The organism is Paraburkholderia azotifigens (assembly GCF_007995085.1).
Classification (GTDB): Bacteria; Pseudomonadota; Gammaproteobacteria; order Burkholderiales; family Burkholderiaceae; genus Paraburkholderia; species Paraburkholderia azotifigens.
The window spans coordinates 965,584-986,436 of sequence record NZ_VOQS01000003.1; the positions used below are offsets into that span (position 1 = coordinate 965,584).

Genomic DNA, 20,853 nt, shown 5'->3' on the forward strand with positions numbered 1-20,853 from the left:
GCTCAGTTTCCTTCGAGGAAGGACTTCAGCTTGTCCGAACGGCTCGGGTGGCGCAGCTTGCGCAGCGCCTTCGCCTCGATCTGACGGATACGCTCACGCGTCACGTCGAACTGCTTGCCGACTTCTTCGAGCGTGTGGTCCGTACTCATTTCGATGCCGAACCGCATGCGCAGCACCTTCGCTTCGCGCGGCGTCAGCGAATCGAGCACGTCCTTCACGACATCGCGCATGCTCGCGTGCAGCGCGGCATCCGACGGCGCAACCGTGTTCGTGTCCTCGATGAAGTCGCCGAGATGCGAATCGTCGTCGTCGCCGATGGGCGTTTCCATCGAGATCGGCTCCTTCGCGATCTTCATGATCTTGCGGATCTTGTCTTCCGGCATCTCCATCTTCTCGGCCAGCGTTGCCGGATCCGGCTCAAGGCCCGTTTCCTGCAGAATCTGACGCGAGATGCGGTTCATCTTGTTGATCGTCTCGATCATGTGAACCGGAATACGGATGGTGCGCGCCTGGTCCGCGATCGAACGCGTGATCGCCTGACGGATCCACCACGTCGCGTACGTCGAGAACTTGTAGCCGCGGCGATATTCGAACTTGTCGACGGCCTTCATCAGGCCGATGTTGCCTTCCTGGATCAGATCCAGGAACTGCAGGCCGCGGTTCGTGTACTTCTTCGCGATCGAGATGACGAGACGCAGGTTCGCCTCCGTCATTTCACGCTTCGCCTGACGTGCTTTCAGTTCGCCCGCCGCCATCTGACGGTTGGTTTCCTTCAGATCCTTCAGCGGCAGCACCACGCGCGCCTGCAGATCCAGCAGACGTTGCTGCTGTTCGCGTATAGCCGGCACGTTGCGCGACAGGATCGCGCTGTACGCATGGTTCTCGCCGACAATCTTGTCGGCCCATTCGAGGTCCGTCTCGTTGCCCGGGAAACGCGCGATAAACTCGGCGCGCGGCATGCCGCACTTGTCGACGACCGTATGCAGGATCTGACGCTCGACCTGACGCACTTCGTCCACCTGCGCGCGCAGCGTGTCGCACAGACGCTCGACGGTACGCGCGGTGAAGCGGATCATCATCAGCTCGTCCTGAATCGTTTCCTGCGCCTTCAGGTAAGACTTCGACTTGTAGCCTTCCTTTTCGAACGCGCGACGCATCTTGTCGAACCACTCGCTGATTAGCGCGAACTTTTCAAGCGACAGCCGTTTGAGTTCTTCGAGCTGGGCGGCGTTGGCCGTCGCTTGCGCGGAGCCGTCGTCGTCTTCCTCTTCTTCCTCGTCAGCCTCTTCCTCTTCTTCCGCCTCGCTTTCGATCGCCTCGGCTTCCTGCTCGGAGAAGCCGTCAGTATCTTCCGCGTTCACGTCGATCAGGCCGTCGACGAGTTCGTCGATGCGAATTTCCTCATTCGCGACACGCTCGGCCATCGCGAGGATGTCAGCGATCGTCGTCGGGCACGCCGAGATGGCCATCACCATATGCTTCAGGCCGTCTTCGATGCGCTTCGCGATTTCGATTTCGCCTTCGCGCGTCAGCAGTTCGACCGTGCCCATTTCGCGCATGTACATACGCACCGGGTCGGTCGTGCGGCCGAATTCGGAATCGACGGTGGACAGCGCGACTTCGGCTTCCTCTTCCACTTCGTCGTCCGACGAAGCGTTCGGCGCGTTGTCGTTCAGCAGCAGCGTTTCGGCATCGGGCGCCTGCTCGTAGACGGCGACACCCATGTCATTGAACGTGCTGATGATCCCTTCGATCGCCTCGGTTTCCGTGAAGTTGTCCGGGAGGTGGTCGTTGATCTCGCCGTAGGTCAGGAAGCCACGCTCCTTGCCGAGCTTGATCAGCGCGCGCAGCTTCGAGCGACGCTCTTCAAGCTCCTCGACGGTGCCAGGCTGCGAAGACGCGAACGCGTCCTTGAGCAGCGCCTTTTCCTTTGCGCGGCGGTCGCGTGCCTTGGCCTTTTCGCCTTTGCCCGGAGCGGGGGTTGCTGCAGCTTCTTCGCTCTGGGATGCGTCGTCATCGACGGATACTTCGTTCAGCTTTTTCGTCATGGAGTTCGCCATACCGGCTGTAGTCTCGACTGCCGGCTGCTGGACAACAGCCGGTTGAACCGTGGATACCAAAGACTCGCGGGGAGCCGCATCGTCCTGCGCGACATCCGCTTCCCTTTCGCTACTGACTCCCTGCCGCTTCGAAACCGACGCCACCGACTTCGAGGTCACCGATGCCGCTCGCGCGGCCGAAGCGGTCGAGGCTTTTTTCCGGGCAACTGGCGTGGCGGTTTCGGCTGACGCTTTACGGGCGGAAGAATTGGACCCGGCTGCACTGACCCTGGTGGGCTTGTTCGGCTCCTCGGAGCCCTTGCCTGTCGCCATTTTTCCGCCTGTAGTCTTTACCATTGCAATCGCCTTTTATCGCCTTTGCCTGGAGAAAAACAAAACCGCTGAAATCCTATAATTATAGCATTTGGGGTCTCAGCCCTTCCCGTTCACTGCCCGCGCTGACGCTTGATGTCGGCGCGTGTCCTGTCCAGTTCCTGATACTCCTTCAACTCCTCCGGGGTAAGGCTCGACTGGCGCGAGAGTTCGGTCAGCCGTTCGCTATATGCGTCATAGCGCATCTTCAGAATGGCCGCTTTCAACTCTTCCCCGGCGAGGCGCTCGTGTTCACGGCGCTCTTCAACAACTGCGGCGTCTTCGGGATTCTTCAACAGCAGATCCCGGACGTTTTCATCATAGTCCAGAATTTCCCGGAAGATTTCCTCGAACGTGGGGGCATTAGCCCCGTTTCGCAACAGGTCCGACAGCAACTGGAATTCGGCCGTGTCGCCCAGCCCGCGGGCATGCGTCGTCACTTCCTCGAACAGTTCGCCATGCCGCGTGACGGCCAGCAGCGCCTTCTCTTCGTCTTCGTCCAGCACCGCTACGATGCGCGGATGCATGACCAGATTGCGCAGTGCCCGCTGCTCGAGACCCGTTACGCTGCGCCGGTCTTTGCGGGCAGGCGCGCTGCGTGCTACGGCCGCGATTCGCGCGTCGACTTCGCATAGCGCGGCGACTTCCTCGAACGGCACGTCGAGCCGGTCCGCGAACATATGCATGATCTGCGCGCGCAACGCGTTGGCGGGCAGCATCTGCAGCAGCGGCTTCGCGTCGAACAGCGCGCGGGCGCGGCCTTCCGGCTGGTCAAGTTCCTTGCCCGCGAGCACTTCGTTAAGCAGGAACTGCGACAGCGGCATTGCGCGGCGCACCTGTTCCGCAAACGCTTCCGTACCGAATTCGCGGACATAGCTGTCGGGATCGTGCTCGGCCGGCAGGAACAGGAAGCGGATGGTGCGGTTGTCGGCGGCATGCGGCAGGCAGGCGTCGAGTGCACGGCGCGCCGCGCGCCGCCCCGCCGAGTCGCCGTCGAAGCTGAACACCACGGTGTCCGTCTGCCGCATCAGTTTCTGCACATGAATCGGCGTGCAGGCGGTGCCGAGCGTCGCAACCGCGTTCTCGAAGCCCAGCTGCGCGAGCGCCACCACGTCCATATACCCTTCTACGACCAGCACGTACTTCTGCTCGCGGATCGCGAGCCGCGCCTCGAACAGGCCGTACAGTTCGCTGCCTTTGTTAAATAAAGGCGTTTCGGGCGAATTCAAATACTTGGGTTCGCCGCCGTCCAGCACGCGCCCGCCAAAGCCGATCACCTGGCCTTTCACGTTGCGGATCGGGAACATGACGCGCTCGCGGAAGCGGTCGTAGCGGCGGTTCTGACCCTGAGCGTCGGACTTCTCACTGACGATCACGAGACCCGACTCGACTAGCGCATCGTCCCGATAGTTGGGGAATGCGGCTTCGAGGTTCTGCCAGCCATCGGGCGCATAACCGAGCCCGAAGCGTTTCGCGATTTCGCCCGTGAGGCCGCGCTTTTTCAGGTACTGGATCGCGTTCGGCGCGCCGCGCAACTGCGCCTTGTAGAAATCGCTGGCCGTCTGCATGACGTCGGACAGCGCCGTCGTGACGGCTTTCGATACGGCGGGCGCATAGCCTTCGCCGCCTGAACTGCCCGAACCGCCGCCGCGCATCGGCGAAGGCTCCTGGGGCACGGTCAGACCAACGGATTGCGCCAGGTCGTTGACGGCTTCGGGGAACGACAGCCCGGCGTGCTCCATCAGAAAGCCGATAGCCGTGCCATGCGCGCCACAGCCGAAACAATGATAGAACTGCTTAGTCGGACTAACGGTGAACGAAGGGCTCTTTTCGTTGTGAAACGGGCAGAGTCCCATGAAGTTCGCGCCGCCCTTTTTCAGCTGCACGTACTTGCCGACCACGTCGACGATATCGACGCGGTTCAGCAGGTCTTGCAGGAAGGAATGCGGAATCACAGTGCAGACGCGGCCTTATAAGGGATGAGGCATGGGTGCGGACCGCACCCGGCCATGCGCGACGCCGGAACCGGGCGCGCGCACGGCGAATGGCGATAAAAGACTTATTTCGACAGCGCGGCCTTGACCTGCGCGGACACGGCCGTCATGTCGGCCTTTCCGGCGAGCTTCGGCTTGAGCACGCCCATCACTTTGCCCATGTCCTGCGGGCCGGCGGCGCCGACTTGCGCAACGGCCGCCTGAACTTCGGCGGCGATTTCCGCGTCCGAGAGCTGCTCCGGCATGTAGGCACTCAGCACGTCGAGTTCGGCCTTTTCCTTGTCGACGAGATCCGAGCGGCCAGCCGTTTCGAACTGGGCGATCGAATCCTTGCGCTGCTTGATCATCTTGTCGACGACAGCCGTGATACCGGCATCGTCCAGTTCCACGCGATCGTCGACTTCACGCTGCTTGATGGCAGCGAGCAGCAGACGGATCGTGCCGAGCCGCTCGGTTTCGCGCGCGCGCATCGCTGCTTTCATATCGTCGTTGATTCGGACCTTGAGACTCATCGTTCACCTGAATGCGTGGAGGTTTGAAAAACGGGTGAAGACGCGGTGCAGAGCGCAAAAACCCGCTTGGGATCGTTCCTCAAGCGGGTTAGTGCCAAATACGCGATGAACCGTGCATCTGGATGCGGCCTTACGGAGCTTTGACCGGAACACCCTTCGCGCAACTGAAGCGCACCCGGGCGATATGGGTTCATTACCGCAAGCGCCAGCCAGCTCCCGCGCCGTCACCTTGTGTGAGCCGCCGCTTTCGCCGGAGATACCGGGCAAGAGCCACGACTTCACGTTGAATCAGTAAAACTTCTTGGGCAGTTGCTGACTGCGCAGGCGCTTGAAATGGCGCTTTACCGCCGCTGCCCTCTTTCGTTTTCGCTCGGATGTCGGCTTCTCGTAAAACTCGCGTGCACGGAGTTCGGTCAGCAGACCGTTCTTTTCTATCGTGCGCTTGAAGCGGCGCATTGCGACTTCAAAAGGCTCGTTTTCTTTTACGCGGATAGTCGTCATCTTTCAATAACGGAGCGTGGAAAAGATTGGAAAGTATAGCAGCTGTTTCCCACAATCGTATGGCACTGTCAAGCCCCCGATTCACGGCTGTGCGGCCTTGTCCGCATGGCTATGCGCCGCCCGTGAATTCCGCCGCCGCCTGCCCCGCCGCGACGCCCGACGCCCATGCCCACTGGAAGTTGTAGCCGCCCAGCCAGCCCGTCACGTCGACGGCCTCGCCGACGAAATACAGGCCCGGCACGCGCGCGCTCATCATCGTCGCCGACGACAGTTCGCGCGTATCCACGCCGCCGCGCGTCACCTCCGCCTTCTTGTAGCCTTCGGTACCGCTCGGCGTGAGCGTCCAGCGCGACAGCGCCTCTCCGACCCGGCGCAGCGCCTTGTCGGGAAGATCGGCAAGACGCGCTTCGGCGGGCACGCCGTGTGTCTGCAGCCAGACGTGCGCGAGGCGCGTCGGCACCCATTCGGCGAGCAGGCTGCCGATCTGGCGCTTCGTCGTGCCCTTCGCCTCCAGCAGCGCGGCGACGGCGTCCTGCTCGGGCAGCAGATTGATATGCACGGGCTCGCCCGGCTGCCAGTAACTCGAAATCTGCAGCACACCGGGGCCCGACAGCCCGCGATGCGTGAGCAGCAGATCTTCGATGAACTCGCCGCCCGTTTTCTTCGCGCCCGTCGCCAGATGCACCTCCAGCGACACGCCCGACAGCTCCGAAAACGGCTGCCAGTCGGCGGCTGCGAACGTCAGCGGCACGAGCGCTGGACGCGTGTCGATCAGCTTGTGGCCGAACTGTTTGGCGATGCGGTAGCCGAAATCGGTCGCGCCGATTTTCGGAATCGACAGCCCGCCCGTCGCGATCACGAGCGCGCGCGCGCGGATCGGACCGGCGTGGGTATCGAGCACGAAGCCGTCGGGATCGCTGTGGCGCACCTGCTCGACGGCGAGCGGCCGGCGCCACGCGATGTTGCCCGCGTCGCACTCGCTCTTGAGCACATCGATGACGGCATCGCTCGACTGGTCGCAGAACAGCTGGCCCTTGTGCTTCTCGTGCCACGTCACGCGATGCTGCTTGAGCAGCGCCATGAAATCGCGCGGCGTGTAGCGCGCCAGCGCGGAGCGGCAGAAATGCGGATTCGACGACAGATAGTTGGCGGGTCCGGCGTACAGATTCGTGAAGTTGCAGCGGCCGCCGCCCGAGATGCGGATTTTCTCGGCGAGCCGCTGCGCGTGGTCGATCAGCACGACGCGCCGGCCGAGCTGCCCCGCCACCGCTGCGCACATCATGCCCGCCGCGCCCGCGCCGATTACGGCGATATCGAAGGATTCCATGGGGCTGCATTGTAACCGGCGCGTCCGGCGGCGCCTTGCCCGCGCTGCTATACTTTCAGGCTCCTTTTTGATGTTTCGGGTAGCGTTTCAGGCGCCCGATCGGCGGTCGAATCATGCTCGTTCTCGGCATAGAAAGCTCCTGCGATGAAACTGGCCTCGCGCTCTACGACACGGAGCGCGGGCTGCTTGCACACGCGCTGCATTCGCAGATCGCGATGCATCGCGAGTACGGCGGCGTCGTGCCGGAACTGGCGTCTCGCGACCATATCCGGCGCGCGCTGCCACTGCTCGAGGAAGTGCTGGAGCGCTCGGGCGCGGCGCGCGGCGACATCGACGCGATCGCCTACACGCAAGGGCCGGGGCTCGCAGGCGCGCTGCTGGTGGGCGCGAGCATCGCCAATTCGCTGGCGATGGCGTGGGACAAGCCGACCATCGGGATTCATCACCTGGAAGGGCATTTGCTGTCGCCGCTGCTGGTCGACGCGCCGCCGCCGTTTCCGTTCGTCGCGCTGCTCGTATCGGGTGGCCACACGCAGTTGATGCGCGTGACGGATATCGGCGTCTACGAGACGCTCGGCGAAACGCTCGACGACGCCGCGGGCGAAGCGTTCGACAAGACCGCGAAGCTGCTTGGGCTAGGCTATCCGGGTGGGCCGGAAGTCTCGCGGATGGCGGAATTCGGCACGCCGGGCGCGGTCGTGCTGCCGCGTCCGATGCTGCATTCCGGCGACCTCGATTTCAGCTTCAGCGGGCTCAAGACGGCTGTGCTGACGCAGATGAAGAAGTTGGGCAGCAATGTCTGCGAGCAGGCCAAGGCCGATCTTGCGCGGGGTTTCGTCGATGCGGCCGTCGAGGTATTGGTGGCCAAGTCGTTGGCAGCTTTGAAGAAGACGAAGCTCAAGCGGCTCGTGGTGGCGGGCGGGGTCGGCGCGAACCGCCAGTTGCGCGAGGCTTTATCTTCTGCCGCGAAGAAGCGCGGGTTCGATGTCCATTATCCGGATTTGTCGCTGTGTACTGATAATGGCGCGATGATTGCTCTCGCCGGAGCGCTGAGGTTGCAGCGGTGGCCTGCGCAGGCTGTTAGTGACTATGCTTTTACCGTTAAGCCTCGATGGGATTTGGCGTCACTTTCTGTGTGACGTTTTTTGTTTTTCGCTGCGGTGGCATCCGTGCTGCGCTGGCGTCCGTGCTTCGCTGGCATCCGCGATTTCGTATCGGTACTTCAGGCGTTGCCCCTGTGCGGGGCGGCACTTACTTTCTTTGCCGCCGCAAAGAAAGTAAGCAAAGAAAGCGGGCTAACCCCGCTAATGCTAGTCATCGCCTGCGGGCCCCCTACGGGTCCCGCACTCCACACGGCATCGTGCTTTTCCACGCGTGTTGCCAGCGCCTTTAACAGGCGCCTCACCCACTCCGGTCGCCCGTAGCACAGCCAACGGCAGCGATCCGTCTGCGCCGCCCAGGTGGCAAACGGTGTGTAGCTTGTCGCACCTTACGCGTTCGCGCTCCTACGACACCGATCCCGCTTTTCAGTCCGGAGTGGTGCACTTCCATCGCGATGGCCTACACACTGTTTGCCACCTGGGCGGCCGTGGACTTCTGCTAACACAGTCCGTGACGCGGGAGTGTGAAGTGGGTGAGGCGTGAGTTAGTACGCGGGCAACGGGCGTGAGACAGTGCGATGCCGTGTGGAGTGCGGGACCCGTAGGGGGCCCGCAGGCAGGAAGAAGGACTGGCGGTGTGAGCGGCTTTCTTTTGCCTACTTTTCTTTGCCGCGGCAAAGAAAAGTAGGTGCCGCCCCGCACTGGGGCAACGCGTGCAGCACCGATACGAAACCGCGGATGCCAGCGAAAAACCCCAAAAAAACAAAACCTTTAAACCGAGCGCTTATCGCGCTCAACCACAGCATAAGCACTGTGATTATGAATCGACTCGAAGTTCTCAGCTTCGAGCACATAGGCAATGATCCGCTGATCAGCATTCAACCGCTGCGCGACATCGCGCACCAGGTCCTCGACGAACTTCGGATTCTCATACGCACGCTCGGTCACGAACTTCTCATCGGGCCGCTTGAGCAGGCCCCACAGCTCACAAGAAGCCTCTTCCTCAGCGATACGAATCAGATCCTCGACAGCCACATCGTCGATGAGCTCGGCATTGATCGTCACATGCGAACGCTGGTTGTGCGCGCCATATTGCGAGATCTTCTTCGAGCACGGGCACAAGCTCGTCACAGGCACCAGAACCTTCAGAAACAACCGCGTTGCGCCGTCGCGCGCATCGGCCATCAAGGTCACTTCGTAGTCCAGCAGACTCTGCACGCCCGACACGGGCGCCGTCTTGTTGACGAAATACGGGAACGACACTTCGATACGGCCCGCAGGCGCTTCCAGCTTTTCCAGCATCGACGCAAGCATCGCGCGGAACACCGACGAATCCAGCGGCGCCTTGTTCTCCTCGAGCAGCGCGACGAAGCGCGACATATGCGTGCCCTTTACTTCGGCGGGCAAATGAACGTCGAGATTCCACGTGCCGACGCTCGGCTGCACGCTGCCGTCCGGCGTGCGAACCGTCAACGGATGACGCACCGCCTTCACGCCGACCCGCTGAATCGGAATCTGGCGAGTGTCGAGCGTGCTTTGCACGTCGGGCATAACGAAGGCAGGGTTCATCTGGTTCATGTTCTTGTCCTCAACTGGCAGCGCGAATCGACGCGCAAAATGACAACCGCCGGCTTGCGCCGGCGGAGCCCGACGGGTACGCGACCCGCCGATTCATATTGGAGTAGATGCCGCGAGCCGCTGTTCCGTTCCGGATGGCCCGCTGATCTTAAGCGACGCGTTTCACCGACTTGCCGCTTGCGTGCTCCACAAATCGCTCACGAATGGACTTCGCGATGCCCGCAGCGTCCAGACCGCACGACGCGAGCAGCTTGGCGGGATCTCCGTGATCGATGAAGCGATCGGGAAGGCCCAATTGTAGTACGGGTCGGATAACCCCACTCTCCATCATGGCTTCCACGCACGCCGAGCCCGCGCCGCCCATCACGCAGCCCTCTTCGACCGTGACAATCGCGTCGTGCGTTTCGGCCAGTTCGCGCACCAGATCGGCGTCGACCGGCTTCACGAAACGCATGTTGGCGACGGTTGCATCCAGTTGCTCCGCAGCCGCGAGCGACGGCGCGACCATCGTGCCGAACGCGAGAATCGCGATGCGCTTACCGGCCGGTTGCGTCGACTGCCGGCGCACTTCGCCCTTGCCGAGCGGCAGCGCGGCCATCTGCTTGACGGTCGCGACGCCCGTGCCCGCGCCGCGCGGATAGCGCACGGCCGTCGGATTCGGCTGCTGCAGCGCCGTGTACAGCATCTGGCGGCATTCGTTTTCGTCCGACGCGGCCATGACCGTCATGTTCGGAATGCAGCGCATAAACGCGAGATCGTAGGCGCCTGCGTGCGTCGCACCGTCCGCGCCGACGAGGCCTGCACGATCGATTGCGAACACAACGGGCAGGTTCTGAAGCGCTACGTCATGAATCAGCTGGTCATACCCGCGTTGCAGGAACGTCGAGTAGATCGCGACGACGGGCTTCATGCCTTCCGTCGCGAGGCCGCCCGCGAACGTCACCGCGTGCTGCTCGGCGATGCCGACGTCGTAATAGCGATCCGGGAAGCGCTTCTCGAACTCGACCATGCCCGAGCCTTCGCGCATCGCGGGCGTGATGCCGACCACGCGCGAGTCCAGCTCGGCCGCATCGCACAGCCATTCACCGAACACTTGCGTGTAGGTCTTCTTGGCCGGCGTCGTCGACGGCTTGATGCCTTCGGCGGGATTGAACTTGCCCGGGCCGTGATACAGCACGGGATCGGCCTCGGCCAGCTTGTAGCCCTGGCCCTTCTTCGTCACGACGTGCAGGAATTGCGGACCGCGCAGTTCCTTGATGTTCTGCAGCGTCGGGATCAGCGAGTCGAGATCGTGACCGTCGATCGGTCCGATGTAGTTGAAGCCGAACTCTTCGAACAGCGTAGCCGGCACGATCATGCCCTTCGCGTGCTCTTCCAGCTTGCGCGCGAGGTCGAGCACGGGCGGCGCATGACGCAGCACGCGTTCGACACCGGCGCGCGCCGCCGCGTAAAAGCGGCCCGACATCAGGCGCGCGAGGTGGCGATTCAGCGCGCCCACGGGCGGCGAGATCGACATGTCGTTGTCGTTGAGGATGACGAGCAGCGGCACGTCGTCTTCGACGCCGGCGTTGTTCATCGCCTCGAAGGCCATGCCCGCCGTCATCGCGCCGTCGCCGATCACGGCGATCGCGAAGCGGTCTTCGCCGCGCAGCTTGCTGCCGATCGCCATGCCCAGCGCCGCCGAAATCGACGTGCTCGAATGCGCGGTGCCGAACGTGTCGTACGGCGACTCGTCGCGCTTCGGAAAGCCCGAAATGCCGCCGAGCTGGCGCAGCGTCGACATCTGGTCGCGGCGTCCCGTCAGAATCTTGTGAGGATAGGTCTGGTGACCCACGTCCCAGACGATGCGGTCGCGCGGCGTGTCGAACACGTAGTGCAGCGCGATCGTCAGTTCGACCGTGCCGAGGTTGGACGACAGGTGGCCGCCCGTCTGCGACACGCTGTCGAGCACGAAGGCACGCAACTCGTCTGCAAGCGGTTGCAACTGGCGGCGATCGAGGCGGCGCAGGTCCGCGGGGTCGTCAATGGTTTTCAGCAAGTCGTACATCGTCGTTCCATTGTAGGAAAACTTACGCGCCCGCACTTCATTCGCGCACACCCGAAAAGTCTTGTGCGGGCGGCGGGCTTTCGCGTTACAGCTACATCAGCTGACCCGGTTCACCACGAGGTCAGCCAGCTCGGCGAGCCGCTGTGCGCGGGCGCCAAAGGGTGCGAGTGCGTCGTGCGCGTCGCTGCGCAGTTGCGCAGCCAGCGTGCGCGAGGCGTCGAGCCCGATAATCGACACGTAGGTCGGCTTGCCGTCCTTCGCGTCCTTTCCAGCCGTTTTGCCAAGCGTCGCGGAATCGGTCGTGACGTCGAGAATGTCGTCGACGACCTGAAACGCGAGGCCCACGGCAGCAGAATAGGCGTCAAGCGCCTGCAGCGCCTTCGCATCCGGCCCGCCGTTGTCCAATTGGCCCGTCAACGCACCCATGCGCACGGCCGCGCGCAACAGCGCGCCCGTCTTCAGGCGGTGCATCGTTTCGAGCTGCGGGCGCGTCAGCGTATGGCCGACGCTCGCCAGATCGATCGCCTGGCCGCCCGCCATGCCGATCGAGCCGCTCGCCAGCGCCAGTTCGCGCACCAGCGCGGCCTGCTGCGCCGGCGAGAACACATCCGATGTCAGCGCAACGAAGGCCTGCGACTGCAGCGCGTCGCCGACCAGCAGCGCCGTCGCTTCGTCATATTTGACGTGTACCGTGGGCTTGCCGCGGCGCAGATCGTCGTCGTCCATGCAGGGCATGTCGTCGTGCACGAGCGAATAGACGTGGATCATCTCCAGCGCCGCCGACGCCGCGTCGAGGCCCTCGGCCTTCGCACCCGTCAGTTCGCCTGCAGCATGACAAAGCAACGGGCGGACCCGCTTGCCGCCGCCAAGCACGGCGTAACGCATCGCTTCATGCAGCCCGGCAGGCTCGATCGATTCGGCCGGCAAGTATTGTTCGAGTGCGCTCTCCACCCGGTCCAGCACCGAGCGCATCCATTGTTCGAAGGTCATAGATCGTCTCCGCTGTCGCCAGCGGTTGTACCTGCAGTGTTCACGGGAAGCGGCTTGAGCGTCTCGCCATCGAGGACACGCACCTGCTGCTCCACTTTCTCGAGCTGTTGCTGGCAGAACGCCACGAGCACGGCGCCTCGCCGGTAAGCCGACAGCGACTCCTCCAGGTTGAGGCTGCCGCCCTCCATGCGCCCGACGAGCCCTTCCAGCTCCGCCAGCGCCGCCTCGTAGCTTTCGGGCAGCGGGGTATTGTCGGAACCTTCCGCGCTGGTGGGGGACAAACCAGCCGTATCGGTGGGAGCCGTCTTCGCCATGAATCGTCGCAAAATTAAAACAAGTCGGACATTCTACGGCAAAAGCAACATTTCCGACCTGTAAGCGCACCAATGGCACTTGGCGCGACGCTTGCGCAACACTTCGGACGATAGAAAAAAATCCAACGTTTGCGCGTCGAAATCGCGAACTTCCACGACATTTTTAACCCAAATCAGGCACTTAGTCGCCCCAAGGAGGGGGAAACAGGTATAATCGCGGGCTCCCTAAATCGAATCTTCGATGGTTGGGTTGTTCACTGCTTTCACGTCTTCATCGGGAGTGGGAATGTCCAATCTGAGCAATGCATTGCAGCTGAAGGCTATCCACAGCCAGCTGCCAGTCACGGCTTACTTTGACCAGGCGCTTCACCAGCGCGAACTCGAAACCCTTTTCAAGAAAGGTCCTCGCTACGTCGGGCACGAACTCATGGTTCCCGAAGCGGGTAACTATTTCGCCTTGCCCAGCGAAAGCGAGGGGCGCGTGCTCGTTCGCAACCAGCAGTCGCAGATCGAACTGCTGTCGAACGTATGCCGTCACCGTCAGGCGATCATGCTGAACGGCCGCGGGCAGACGGAGAACATCGTCTGTCCTCTGCACCGCTGGACCTACGACCTGAACGGTCAGTTGCTCGGCGCGCCGCATTTCGCCGACAACCCTTGCCTGAATCTCGGCGCCTCGCAGTTGCAAAGCTGGAACGGCCTGCTGTTCGAATCGCAGGGACGCGACGTCGCGAAAGATCTGACGCGCCTCGGCACGGCGAAGCATTTCGACTTCACGGACTACATGTTCGATCACTTCGAAGTGCACGAGTGCAACTACAACTGGAAGACCTTTATCGAGGTCTATCTGGAGGACTATCACGTCGTACCGTTCCATCCGGGCCTCGGCAGCTTCGTCAATTGTGACGATCTGAAGTGGGAGTTCGGCGACTGGTACAGCGTGCAGACGGTTGGCGTGCACAACGAGCTCGCGCGTCCGGGCAGCCCGACGTATCGCAAATGGCACGACGAAGTGCTGCGTTACCGCGAAGGCAAGATGCCCGAGTTCGGCGCAATCTGGATGGTGTACTACCCCGGCATCATGATCGAGTGGTATCCGCACGTGCTCGTCGTGTCGTGGCTGATTCCGCGCGGCCCGCAGCACACCACGAACATCGTCGAGTTCTATTACCCTGAAGAAATCGCGCTGTTCGAGCGTGACTTCGTCGAGGCCGAGCGGGCCGCATACATGGAAACGGCGCGTGAAGACGACGAGATCGCCGAGCGCATGGACGCAGGCCGCCGCGCGCTGCTGGACCGTGGCGAATCGCAGGTCGGTCCGTACCAGAGCCCGATGGAAGACGGCATGCAGCACTTCCACGAGTTCCTGCGCCGCGAACTCGGCACGATCTGATGCACCTGGCCGAACGGCTATGAACGAGGAAAGACGGGCTTCGGCCCGTCTTTTTTGTTTAGACTAGAGATATCGTTCGGCGCAGCCGAAGCCAGTCTCTCAGGAGCCGTCATGCCACACACTCACTACACCACCCTGATCTCCGCAGGCAATCTCGCCGAACGTCTCGCCGCCGCGCCCGGCAGCGTGTTCATCGCCGATTGCCGTTTCGACCTCGTCGACACGGAAGCGGGCGAGCAGGCCTACGCGGCGGGTCATCTGCCGCAAGCACACTACCTTCATCTCGACCGCGACCTGTCCGGCGCAAAGACGGGCAGCAACGGGCGGCATCCGTTGCCGGACCGGCAGGCGCTGGTCAACCGTCTCGTCGCACTCGGTCTCAAGCAAGGCCAGCAGGTCGTCGCGTACGACGCGCAAGGCGGCACGTACGCCGCGCGTCTGTGGTGGCTGCTGCGCTGGCTGGGTCACGATTCCGTCGCGCTGCTCGATGGCGGCCTGCAGGCCTGGGAAGCGGCCGGCCAGCCGCTGACGCAAGACGCGCCGCCCAAGGCGGCAGGCGATTTCAAGGCAGGTGCCCCGCTTGCCGTGACGGTGGATGCACAGGCAGTCGAGCGCAACATCGGCACCAAAGAGCGCGTGGTGATCGACGCGCGTGCGGCCGATCGCTATCGCGGCGAGAACGAGACGCTCGATCGCGTCGGCGGCCATATTCCGGGCGCGCGCAATCGCTTCTTCAAGGACAACCTGACGGCGGACGGCCGCTTCAAGTCCGCTCACACGCTGCGCGACGAGTTCAACGCGGTGATTCCTGCGGGCGTATCGGCCGAGCACGTGGTGCTTCAATGCGGCTCGGGCGTCACTGCGTGCCACAATGCGCTCGCGATGGAAATCGCCGGCATGCATGGTGCGGCGTTGTATCCGGGATCCTGGAGCGAATGGAGTTCGGACACGGCGCGGCCAGTGGCGACGGGCGCCAATCCGTAACAGGTAGCGCTTTTGCGGCGCGGGCATCGTGCGAATGCCCACGCCGCCTCGCGCAAAAAAGCAAAAGCAACTGGCGCAAACAATCAGACGCGCTGCATCATCTCCCGCGCCCACACAACAGCGGCGCGCCCCGGCGCAACACCTGTCACCTTCACTCGCTCGGCCAGTTCGAACACACGCGGCCCGATCTGCGCGACCTCGTCGAGCACGGCCTGCTTGTCGGCCGAACCCAGGTATTCGCGCACACAGCTGATAATCCCGCCCGCGTTCACGAGAAAATCCGGCGCGTAGAAGATGCCCCGCCGATGCAGCGTGTCGCCCTCGGCCAGCGACATCAGCTGATTGTTCGCCCCGCCCGCGATCACCTTGAACTGGCAATTCGCCGCGACGGCTTCCGTGATCGAGCCGCCGAGCGCGCACGGCGCGAACACGTCAGCATTCACAGACGCGATACGCGCGATATCCGCGATCTGAGCGCCGAACATCTGCTGCGCACGCTCCGTCTTGCCCGCATCGATATCCGACACGATCAGTTGCGCGCCCGCACGATGCAGCCGCTCGCACAGATCCCAACCCACCGAACCCAGGCCCTGCACGGCAACAGAGATGCCGTCGAGTGTGTCGCGGCCGAGCGCGACCTGCACCGCAGCCTTCAGGCCGACGAACACGCCGTACGCGGTTCGCGGCGACGGGTTGCCGCCGTACACATCGTTGTCGCGCGGAATACCGCTCACATACGGCGTTTCGCCCTGCACGGCGCGCATGTCGTCGGCGGTCGTGCCGACGTCTTCCGCTGTCAGATAGACGCCGCCGAGCGATTGCACGAGCCGGCCAAACGCCTTGAACAGCGCAACACGGTCCATCTGCTCCGGGCGCTTCAGGATCACCGCCTTGCCACCGCCGAACGGCAGACCGGCGAGCGCATTCTTGAACGCCATCCCTTGCGACAGACGCAGCGCGTCGTGATACGCCTCGTACTCCGATGCGTACTGCCAGTATCGGCAGCCGCCGAACGCCGGGCCGCGCGCCGTGCTGTACACGGCGATCACGGCTTGCAGCCCGGAGTCGGCATCGCTGGCCACGACAATGCGTTCGTGTGCCGGTTCGCCGTGAAGTCCGAAAAGCGTTCCAGCAAAATTCGTCGTCAGTCGGTCCATCTGTGTTCCTTCCTTGTGGGCAGGCAGTTGAGTCCGCGCGAAGCGATGGCTTCGCGCCGGCTGGCCGCGTGTCATCCGGGTCGCGAATGCATACGGCTGAAGGTTCGGTGCCGTCGCACTGCGCGAGGCACCCGGTAGCAAAAGTGTATGTGGCCAAATCTGGAAATTCGTTCTGTTAATCTGGCAATACGGCTGCCATGCCAGAATAATCGACCAGCGAAACGCGATATAAAAAGACGAATCGTCTGCAAGGGAGACAACATGAAACTGGACGCTACCGATCAACGGATCTTGCGCGAGCTGCGCAACGACGGACGCCTGTCGAATGCAAAGCTGGCCGAGCGCGTCGGCCTGTCGGCGACGCCGTGCTGGAACCGCGTGCGTGCACTCGAAGAAGCGGGTGTGATCGAAGGGTACGCGGCGCTCCTCAATCAGAAAGCACTCGGCCTGCCCGATACGGTGATCATCGAGGTGAAGCTCGCGAAGCACGACGAGCGGACGCTGGATCGCTTCGGCGAAGCGCTCGCCGATCTGCCCGAAGTCGTCGAGGCGTTTCTGGTGTCGGGGGAATACGACTATCTGATCAAGGTCGCCGTCGCCGGAACGGAAGGCTACGAGTCGTTTCTGCGGCGCAAGCTGTATCGCTTGCCCGGCTTTCAGGACAGCCGCTCGATCTTCGCGCTGCGCTGCCTCAAACGCTCGGTATCCGTCGAACCTTGAAGGCGCTTACGCCGTGAGCGTCTGCTCGTCGAACGGCATCGGCATGCCGAAGTAAAACCCTTGCATCACCGTGCAGCCGAGTCCGCGCAGCACGTTCGCCTGCGCTTCCGTCTGCACGCCTTCCGCCACGCAGGTCAATTCAAGCGAGCGGCACAGCTCGACGATGCTGCGCACGATGTCCTGCGCCGCCGGATCGGCGTCGATGCGGTCGAGAAAGCCGCGGTCGATCTTGATCTTGTCCAGCGGCAGCCGGTGGATGCACGTGAGGCTCGAATAGCCGGTGCCGAAATCGTCGAGCGAGATATGCGCGCCAAGCCGTTTGAAGGCCTCGAGCGACGCGGACGCCTGCTCGAAATCCTGGATGACGGCCGTCTCCGTCACTTCGAACGTCAGGCGCGAGGGCTCGATGCCGCTGTCGCGAACGATCTCCGCGATATTCGCCACCGCCTCGGCCGAGCCGATATCGCGCGCCGACAGATTGAAGGCAACGCGCACGGACGGATCGCATTCTTGCATCGTCGCAAGCACCTTGCGCAGCAGCGCAACCGTCACGACGTGAATGAAATCGCTGCGCTCGGCGACCTTGATGAACAGCGACGGCGGCACCGCGCCGAGTGTGGGACTGTCCCATCGCGCGAGCGCTTCGTACGACACGATCCGCTCGCGGACCACATCGACGATCGGCTGGAAATGCAGCGACATTTCGCGCTCCAGATCCGCCTGCCGCAGCGCCTGCTCGATCTGTCCAAGCTCGCGGATCTGCTTCTCATGTTCCGACGAGAAAATCGTCGTGCAGCCGCGGCGATGTTCCTTGGCGAAGTACAGCGCGTAGTCCGCGCGCTCGAACAGCTGTGCGGGCGACAGGCCCGCATCGGGATAAATCGCGAAACCGAGCGACCCCGACAGCCGCGCTGTCGCGCCGGGCCATGCATATGGCGCGCGCAGCGTCTCGCAGATCGCCGCGCCGATCGCGCGCAGTTCCTGCGGTTCGCGCACGTTCGTCACGAGCAGGCCAAACTCGTCGCCGCCCAGACGCGCGAGCCGGATGCGCGGCTCCGACAGTTCCAGCAGCCGCCGGCCGACTTCCTCCAGCACGCGATCGCCCGCGCCGTGTCCGTACAGATCGTTGACCTGCTTGAAGCCATCGAGATCGATCACGCCGACGGCAAAGCGCTCGCCCTCAACCTCCGATGCCTGAAAAAGCGCGTCGAGATCCGCGAGAAAACGCCGGCGGTTCGGCAGCCTCGTCAGGTTGTCGAGATTGGCGAGGCGCGAGTTTTCGTCGCTCAGCCGTTGCAGTTCGGCCTGCTTCGCCTGCAATGCGTGCTTCGATGCGACGAGATTCGCGAAGTCGCGATAGTAGGTGAGCAAAACGAAGATCATCGCGACGGCGACGAGCAGCATGTTGATCGCGATCGCGACGAGCACTGCGTTTTGCGTCAGCGAAAAGAACAGCGAGAACGGCACGATCACGACAGCCGTCAACAGCAACGCGGCCTTGCGCATGTGCATCAGGCAGAAGATGCAGCCGATCACCGTAATCGACATGTAGAAAGCCACGTGCGCGCGTGCGTACGGGTCGCCATACGGAAAGAGCAGCAGGCCCCAGCCCGTGAAGATCACGCCCAAAAGCGCGATCAGCCAGACGGTCGTCTTGAGCCGCGCCGCAACCTCTTCGTCCGTCAGCGACGCGAGGTGCTGTCTGCGCCGCACCCACACGACGAGCCGCACGGCACACGCGCTGCACATGGCCGCGGGCAGCCAGATCGCGAGCCACGCGGGCGCGACGCCCGCATGCGTGACGGCCACCGCGATGCTGTTGATCACGAGGATCACATACAGCAACGGCAACTGGCGCGAAAACGCGTCGAACTGCGAGCGCGAGAGCGCGGCCTGTTCGGCCGGATCGGTACGAAACGATGCGGGATCCTGCGGGCGAATCATGGCTCGGCGGCGTAAAGGGGTCGGCAAGTCCGGATGCACAGCCCGTCGACGGTGCTGGCTGCGAAAGGCGGTGACGTCACTCGCGTTCCTGCTCTTTACGGCAGTTTCGCGGCGAACTTGATGATACGAGACGGATTGCCTCGCCGAATATTCACATGCGAACGCACGCTGCGATGTCTCCGCAATGCGACAGACGCTTGCGCGATACACACGCGTCATGCATCGCGCGAAACGCGACGACGAAGCACATTCATCAGATCAATTGCGCTATCGGCCGACGACGACGGCAGCGATCTCGACGAACAGAATCTTCACGATCGTCATCGACGGAAAGATCATCGCGTAGCCGACGTCGGGGCGGTCCGTGGGCGCGATGCGGTTAGCAAAAGCGAGAATGGCCGGGTTGCCCGTCGCGCCGCTGATCACGCCGACGGTCGCATCGAACGGCAAGCGGAAAATCCACAGGCAGCACACGCTCGTGATGCACACGAGCGCGATCAGAATCGCCGCGCCATACAGCAGGAACGAGATGCCCGTGAGGCCGATCGTCGCGAAGAACTTCGGCCCCGAAGAAAGCCCGACTTGCGCGAGAAAAATCGTCAGGCCGAAGTTACGCAACACCAGATTCGCGGACAGCGGCATCGTCCAGACGAGGCTGCCCACGCGCCGCATTTTCCCGAGATAGAGCGCGACCAGCAGCAACGCCGCAAGACCAAGCGACAGTTTGCCGACGCCGGGGATCGGCAGCGGAATCAGGCCGACCAGCAAGCCGAGCGCCGCGCCCACGCCGATCGAGATATAGCTGAGTTCCGCCGTACCCTTGATCGAATCGCCGAACAGCTTGCGCACGGCTTCCCGTTGCCCCGGACCGATCAGCAGGCCGACACGGTCGCCGAACTCGAGAATGAGATCGGGGCTCGGCAGCATGTCGGCGTCGCCGCGACGCACATGCGCGATCGTGCACACCATGCCTTCCGGAAAGCGGATGTCGCTCAGCGCATGGCCGACCACGACGCGGCTCGACGCGAACACGCGCAGATAGTCGAGGTCTTCGCGAAACCGCATCATGCGTCCGGGCTGCAATTCGCCGAGCAGTTCGGCTGCCTTGCGCAGTTCGTCGCGGTCCATTGCCGTGGCGAGCAGCACGTCGTCGGTCTGCATGACGAGATCGTCGGCGGGCAGCTGATTGCGATGCGCGCGGCGCACGGCCACGATGCCGAGACTCGCGGGCAGGCGCGCCTTCAGTTCGGGAAACGTGAGACCGACGAACGCCTGATTGCGCAGCGCGATTTCGGCCGTTTCGATGATGTGCGCGGGTGGCGCTTCGATCCGGCGCGCCAGCGCGACGTTCAGCAGATAGAGAAACAGGATCGGCCCCGCGACGCCGAACGGATACGCGACGCTATACCCAACTGCGGCGCCTTCGCCTTTCAGCACGGCGAGGGCCGCCTGCAAACTCGCCGTGCTCGTGCCCGCGCCCGCGAACAGGCCCAGCGCCTGATCGAGCTTCACCCCGAAAAGCGGCCCGAGCGCGAGCGACACGAAGCCCGCACCGAGCACGCCGAGCACGGCGGCGGCGTTCGCCTTGATTCCATCCGCGCTCGACAGTCCGGCGAAGAATTGCGCGCCGTATTGCACGCCGATGCCGTACAGAAACAGCAGCAGCCCAAGCGTGCCGAGCAACGCGGGCGGCGCGGACTTCGGCGCGAAACCGCCGATGGCGAGCCCCACGAACAGCACCGCGCCCGAGCCGAGCGCCACGCCTTTGATGCTGCATTCGCCGATCAAATAGCCCACCGCGACGGTGAGAAACAGCGTGAGCAACGGTTGCGCTTCGAGCAACGTCCGGACTGCATCCATATTCGTTCCACCCGTCGCAAG

General features: G+C 63.1%; 17 protein-coding genes. 5 read left to right on the forward strand and 12 right to left on the reverse strand.

Annotated elements, in window-relative coordinates; translation table 11 throughout:
- Positions 1–2: 2 nt before the first annotated feature.
- Positions 3–2,060, reverse strand: coding sequence for an RNA polymerase sigma factor RpoD (rpoD, locus tag FRZ40_RS21575; RefSeq protein WP_420873876.1), 2,058 nt, complete (start codon positions 2,058–2,060; stop codon positions 3–5).
- A 49-nt stretch (positions 2,061–2,109) separates the two neighbouring features.
- On the opposite strand from rpoD, the gene FRZ40_RS45080 reads away from it, so the two are divergent.
- Complete coding sequence (locus FRZ40_RS45080) at positions 2,110–2,454, forward strand: hypothetical protein (RefSeq protein ID WP_028369463.1); 345 nt, start codon at positions 2,110–2,112, stop codon at positions 2,452–2,454.
- 31 nt (positions 2,455–2,485) lie between these two features.
- Here FRZ40_RS45080 and dnaG read toward each other — a convergent pair whose 3' ends face one another.
- The 4 genes from dnaG to FRZ40_RS21595 form a co-directional block, all read right to left on the reverse strand.
- A complete protein-coding gene (gene dnaG / locus FRZ40_RS21580) occupies positions 2,486–4,366 on the reverse strand; it encodes a DNA primase (RefSeq protein ID WP_147235525.1) in 1,881 nt (626 codons plus the stop codon).
- 104 nt (positions 4,367–4,470) lie between these two features.
- Positions 4,471–4,917 (reverse strand): GatB/YqeY domain-containing protein, encoded by a 447-nt coding sequence (locus tag FRZ40_RS21585; protein ID WP_028369461.1) that lies wholly within the window; start codon positions 4,915–4,917, stop codon positions 4,471–4,473.
- Between the two features lie 288 nt (positions 4,918–5,205).
- Complete coding sequence (rpsU, locus tag FRZ40_RS21590; RefSeq protein ID WP_147235526.1) at positions 5,206–5,418, reverse strand: 30S ribosomal protein S21; 213 nt, start codon at positions 5,416–5,418, stop codon at positions 5,206–5,208.
- Positions 5,419–5,527: 109 nt separating this feature from the next.
- A complete protein-coding gene (locus FRZ40_RS21595) occupies positions 5,528–6,745 on the reverse strand; it encodes a BaiN/RdsA family NAD(P)/FAD-dependent oxidoreductase (protein ID WP_147235527.1) in 1,218 nt (405 codons plus the stop codon).
- A gap of 113 nt (positions 6,746–6,858) precedes the next feature.
- Here FRZ40_RS21595 and tsaD point away from each other — a divergent pair, with 113 nt between their 5' ends.
- Complete coding sequence (gene tsaD / locus FRZ40_RS21600; RefSeq protein ID WP_147235528.1) at positions 6,859–7,884, forward strand: tRNA (adenosine(37)-N6)-threonylcarbamoyltransferase complex transferase subunit TsaD; 1,026 nt, start codon at positions 6,859–6,861, stop codon at positions 7,882–7,884.
- Between the two features lie 732 nt (positions 7,885–8,616).
- On the opposite strand, the gene folE2 is transcribed toward tsaD, so the two are convergent.
- From folE2 to FRZ40_RS21620, 4 genes are all read right to left on the reverse strand, one after another.
- Positions 8,617–9,423 carry a GTP cyclohydrolase FolE2 gene (folE2, locus tag FRZ40_RS21605; RefSeq protein ID WP_028363630.1) on the reverse strand — a complete coding sequence of 269 codons (807 nt, stop codon included), beginning with the start codon at positions 9,421–9,423 and terminating at the stop codon, positions 8,617–8,619.
- Between the two features lie 148 nt (positions 9,424–9,571).
- Positions 9,572–11,470 carry a 1-deoxy-D-xylulose-5-phosphate synthase gene (dxs, locus tag FRZ40_RS21610; protein ID WP_028363631.1) on the reverse strand — a complete coding sequence of 633 codons (1,899 nt, stop codon included), beginning with the start codon at positions 11,468–11,470 and terminating at the stop codon, positions 9,572–9,574.
- 96 nt (positions 11,471–11,566) lie between these two features.
- A complete protein-coding gene (locus FRZ40_RS21615) occupies positions 11,567–12,460 on the reverse strand; it encodes a polyprenyl synthetase family protein (protein ID WP_028363632.1) in 894 nt (297 codons plus the stop codon).
- Entirely contained in the window at positions 12,457–12,774 is a 318-nt protein-coding gene (locus tag FRZ40_RS21620) for an exodeoxyribonuclease VII small subunit (RefSeq protein WP_028363633.1), read from the reverse strand. Before FRZ40_RS21620 ends, FRZ40_RS21615 begins: the two co-directional genes overlap by 4 nt.
- A gap of 286 nt (positions 12,775–13,060) precedes the next feature.
- Here FRZ40_RS21620 and FRZ40_RS21625 point away from each other — a divergent pair, with 286 nt between their 5' ends.
- Both FRZ40_RS21625 and FRZ40_RS21630 read left to right on the forward strand, forming a co-directional pair.
- Entirely contained in the window at positions 13,061–14,167 is a 1,107-nt protein-coding gene (locus FRZ40_RS21625; protein ID WP_028363634.1) for an aromatic ring-hydroxylating oxygenase subunit alpha, read from the forward strand.
- 111 nt (positions 14,168–14,278) lie between these two features.
- On the forward strand, positions 14,279–15,151 hold the full coding sequence (locus FRZ40_RS21630) for a sulfurtransferase (RefSeq protein ID WP_028363635.1): 873 nt from the start codon (positions 14,279–14,281) through the stop codon (positions 15,149–15,151).
- Positions 15,152–15,234: 83 nt separating this feature from the next.
- Here the strand turns inward: FRZ40_RS21630 and FRZ40_RS21635 are convergent, their stop codons facing one another.
- Entirely contained in the window at positions 15,235–16,308 is a 1,074-nt protein-coding gene (locus FRZ40_RS21635) for a Leu/Phe/Val dehydrogenase (RefSeq protein ID WP_028363636.1), read from the reverse strand.
- A gap of 261 nt (positions 16,309–16,569) precedes the next feature.
- Here FRZ40_RS21635 and FRZ40_RS21640 point away from each other — a divergent pair, with 261 nt between their 5' ends.
- A complete protein-coding gene (locus tag FRZ40_RS21640; RefSeq protein WP_007745325.1) occupies positions 16,570–17,028 on the forward strand; it encodes an Lrp/AsnC family transcriptional regulator in 459 nt (152 codons plus the stop codon).
- A gap of 6 nt (positions 17,029–17,034) precedes the next feature.
- Here FRZ40_RS21640 and FRZ40_RS21645 read toward each other — a convergent pair whose 3' ends face one another.
- Entirely contained in the window at positions 17,035–18,972 is a 1,938-nt protein-coding gene (locus FRZ40_RS21645; protein ID WP_147235529.1) for a putative bifunctional diguanylate cyclase/phosphodiesterase, read from the reverse strand.
- 267 nt (positions 18,973–19,239) lie between these two features.
- Positions 19,240–20,832, reverse strand: coding sequence for an aspartate:alanine exchanger family transporter (locus FRZ40_RS21650; RefSeq protein ID WP_028363638.1), 1,593 nt, complete (start codon positions 20,830–20,832; stop codon positions 19,240–19,242).
- Positions 20,833–20,853: the final 21 nt, after the last annotated feature.

Bases quoted from the DNA above. Each gene is read 5' to 3' on its own strand.
- FRZ40_RS21650 (WP_028363638.1), bottom strand. From the start codon at position 20,832: ATGGATGCAGTCCGGACGTTGCTCGAAGCGCAACCGTTGCTCACGCTG.
- FRZ40_RS21585 (WP_028369461.1), bottom strand. From the start codon at position 4,917: ATGAGTCTCAAGGTCCGAATCAACGACGATATGAAAGCAGCGATGCGC.
- dxs (WP_028363631.1), bottom strand. From the start codon at position 11,470: ATGTACGACTTGCTGAAAACCATTGACGACCCCGCGGACCTGCGCCGC.
- tsaD (WP_147235528.1), top strand. From the start codon at position 6,859: ATGCTCGTTCTCGGCATAGAAAGCTCCTGCGATGAAACTGGCCTCGCG.
- FRZ40_RS21595 (WP_147235527.1), bottom strand. From the start codon at position 6,745: ATGGAATCCTTCGATATCGCCGTAATCGGCGCGGGCGCGGCGGGCATG.
- folE2 (WP_028363630.1), bottom strand. From the start codon at position 9,423: ATGAACCAGATGAACCCTGCCTTCGTTATGCCCGACGTGCAAAGCACG.
- rpsU (WP_147235526.1), bottom strand. From the start codon at position 5,418: ATGACGACTATCCGCGTAAAAGAAAACGAGCCTTTTGAAGTCGCAATG.
- FRZ40_RS21630 (WP_028363635.1), top strand. From the start codon at position 14,279: ATGCCACACACTCACTACACCACCCTGATCTCCGCAGGCAATCTCGCC.
- FRZ40_RS21620 (WP_028363633.1), bottom strand. From the start codon at position 12,774: ATGGCGAAGACGGCTCCCACCGATACGGCTGGTTTGTCCCCCACCAGC.
- FRZ40_RS21645 (WP_147235529.1), bottom strand. From the start codon at position 18,972: ATGATTCGCCCGCAGGATCCCGCATCGTTTCGTACCGATCCGGCCGAA.
- FRZ40_RS21625 (WP_028363634.1), top strand. From the start codon at position 13,061: ATGTCCAATCTGAGCAATGCATTGCAGCTGAAGGCTATCCACAGCCAG.
- FRZ40_RS21615 (WP_028363632.1), bottom strand. From the start codon at position 12,460: ATGACCTTCGAACAATGGATGCGCTCGGTGCTGGACCGGGTGGAGAGC.
- rpoD (WP_420873876.1), bottom strand. From the start codon at position 2,060: ATGGCGAACTCCATGACGAAAAAGCTGAACGAAGTATCCGTCGATGAC.
- FRZ40_RS21635 (WP_028363636.1), bottom strand. From the start codon at position 16,308: ATGGACCGACTGACGACGAATTTTGCTGGAACGCTTTTCGGACTTCAC.
- FRZ40_RS21640 (WP_007745325.1), top strand. From the start codon at position 16,570: ATGAAACTGGACGCTACCGATCAACGGATCTTGCGCGAGCTGCGCAAC.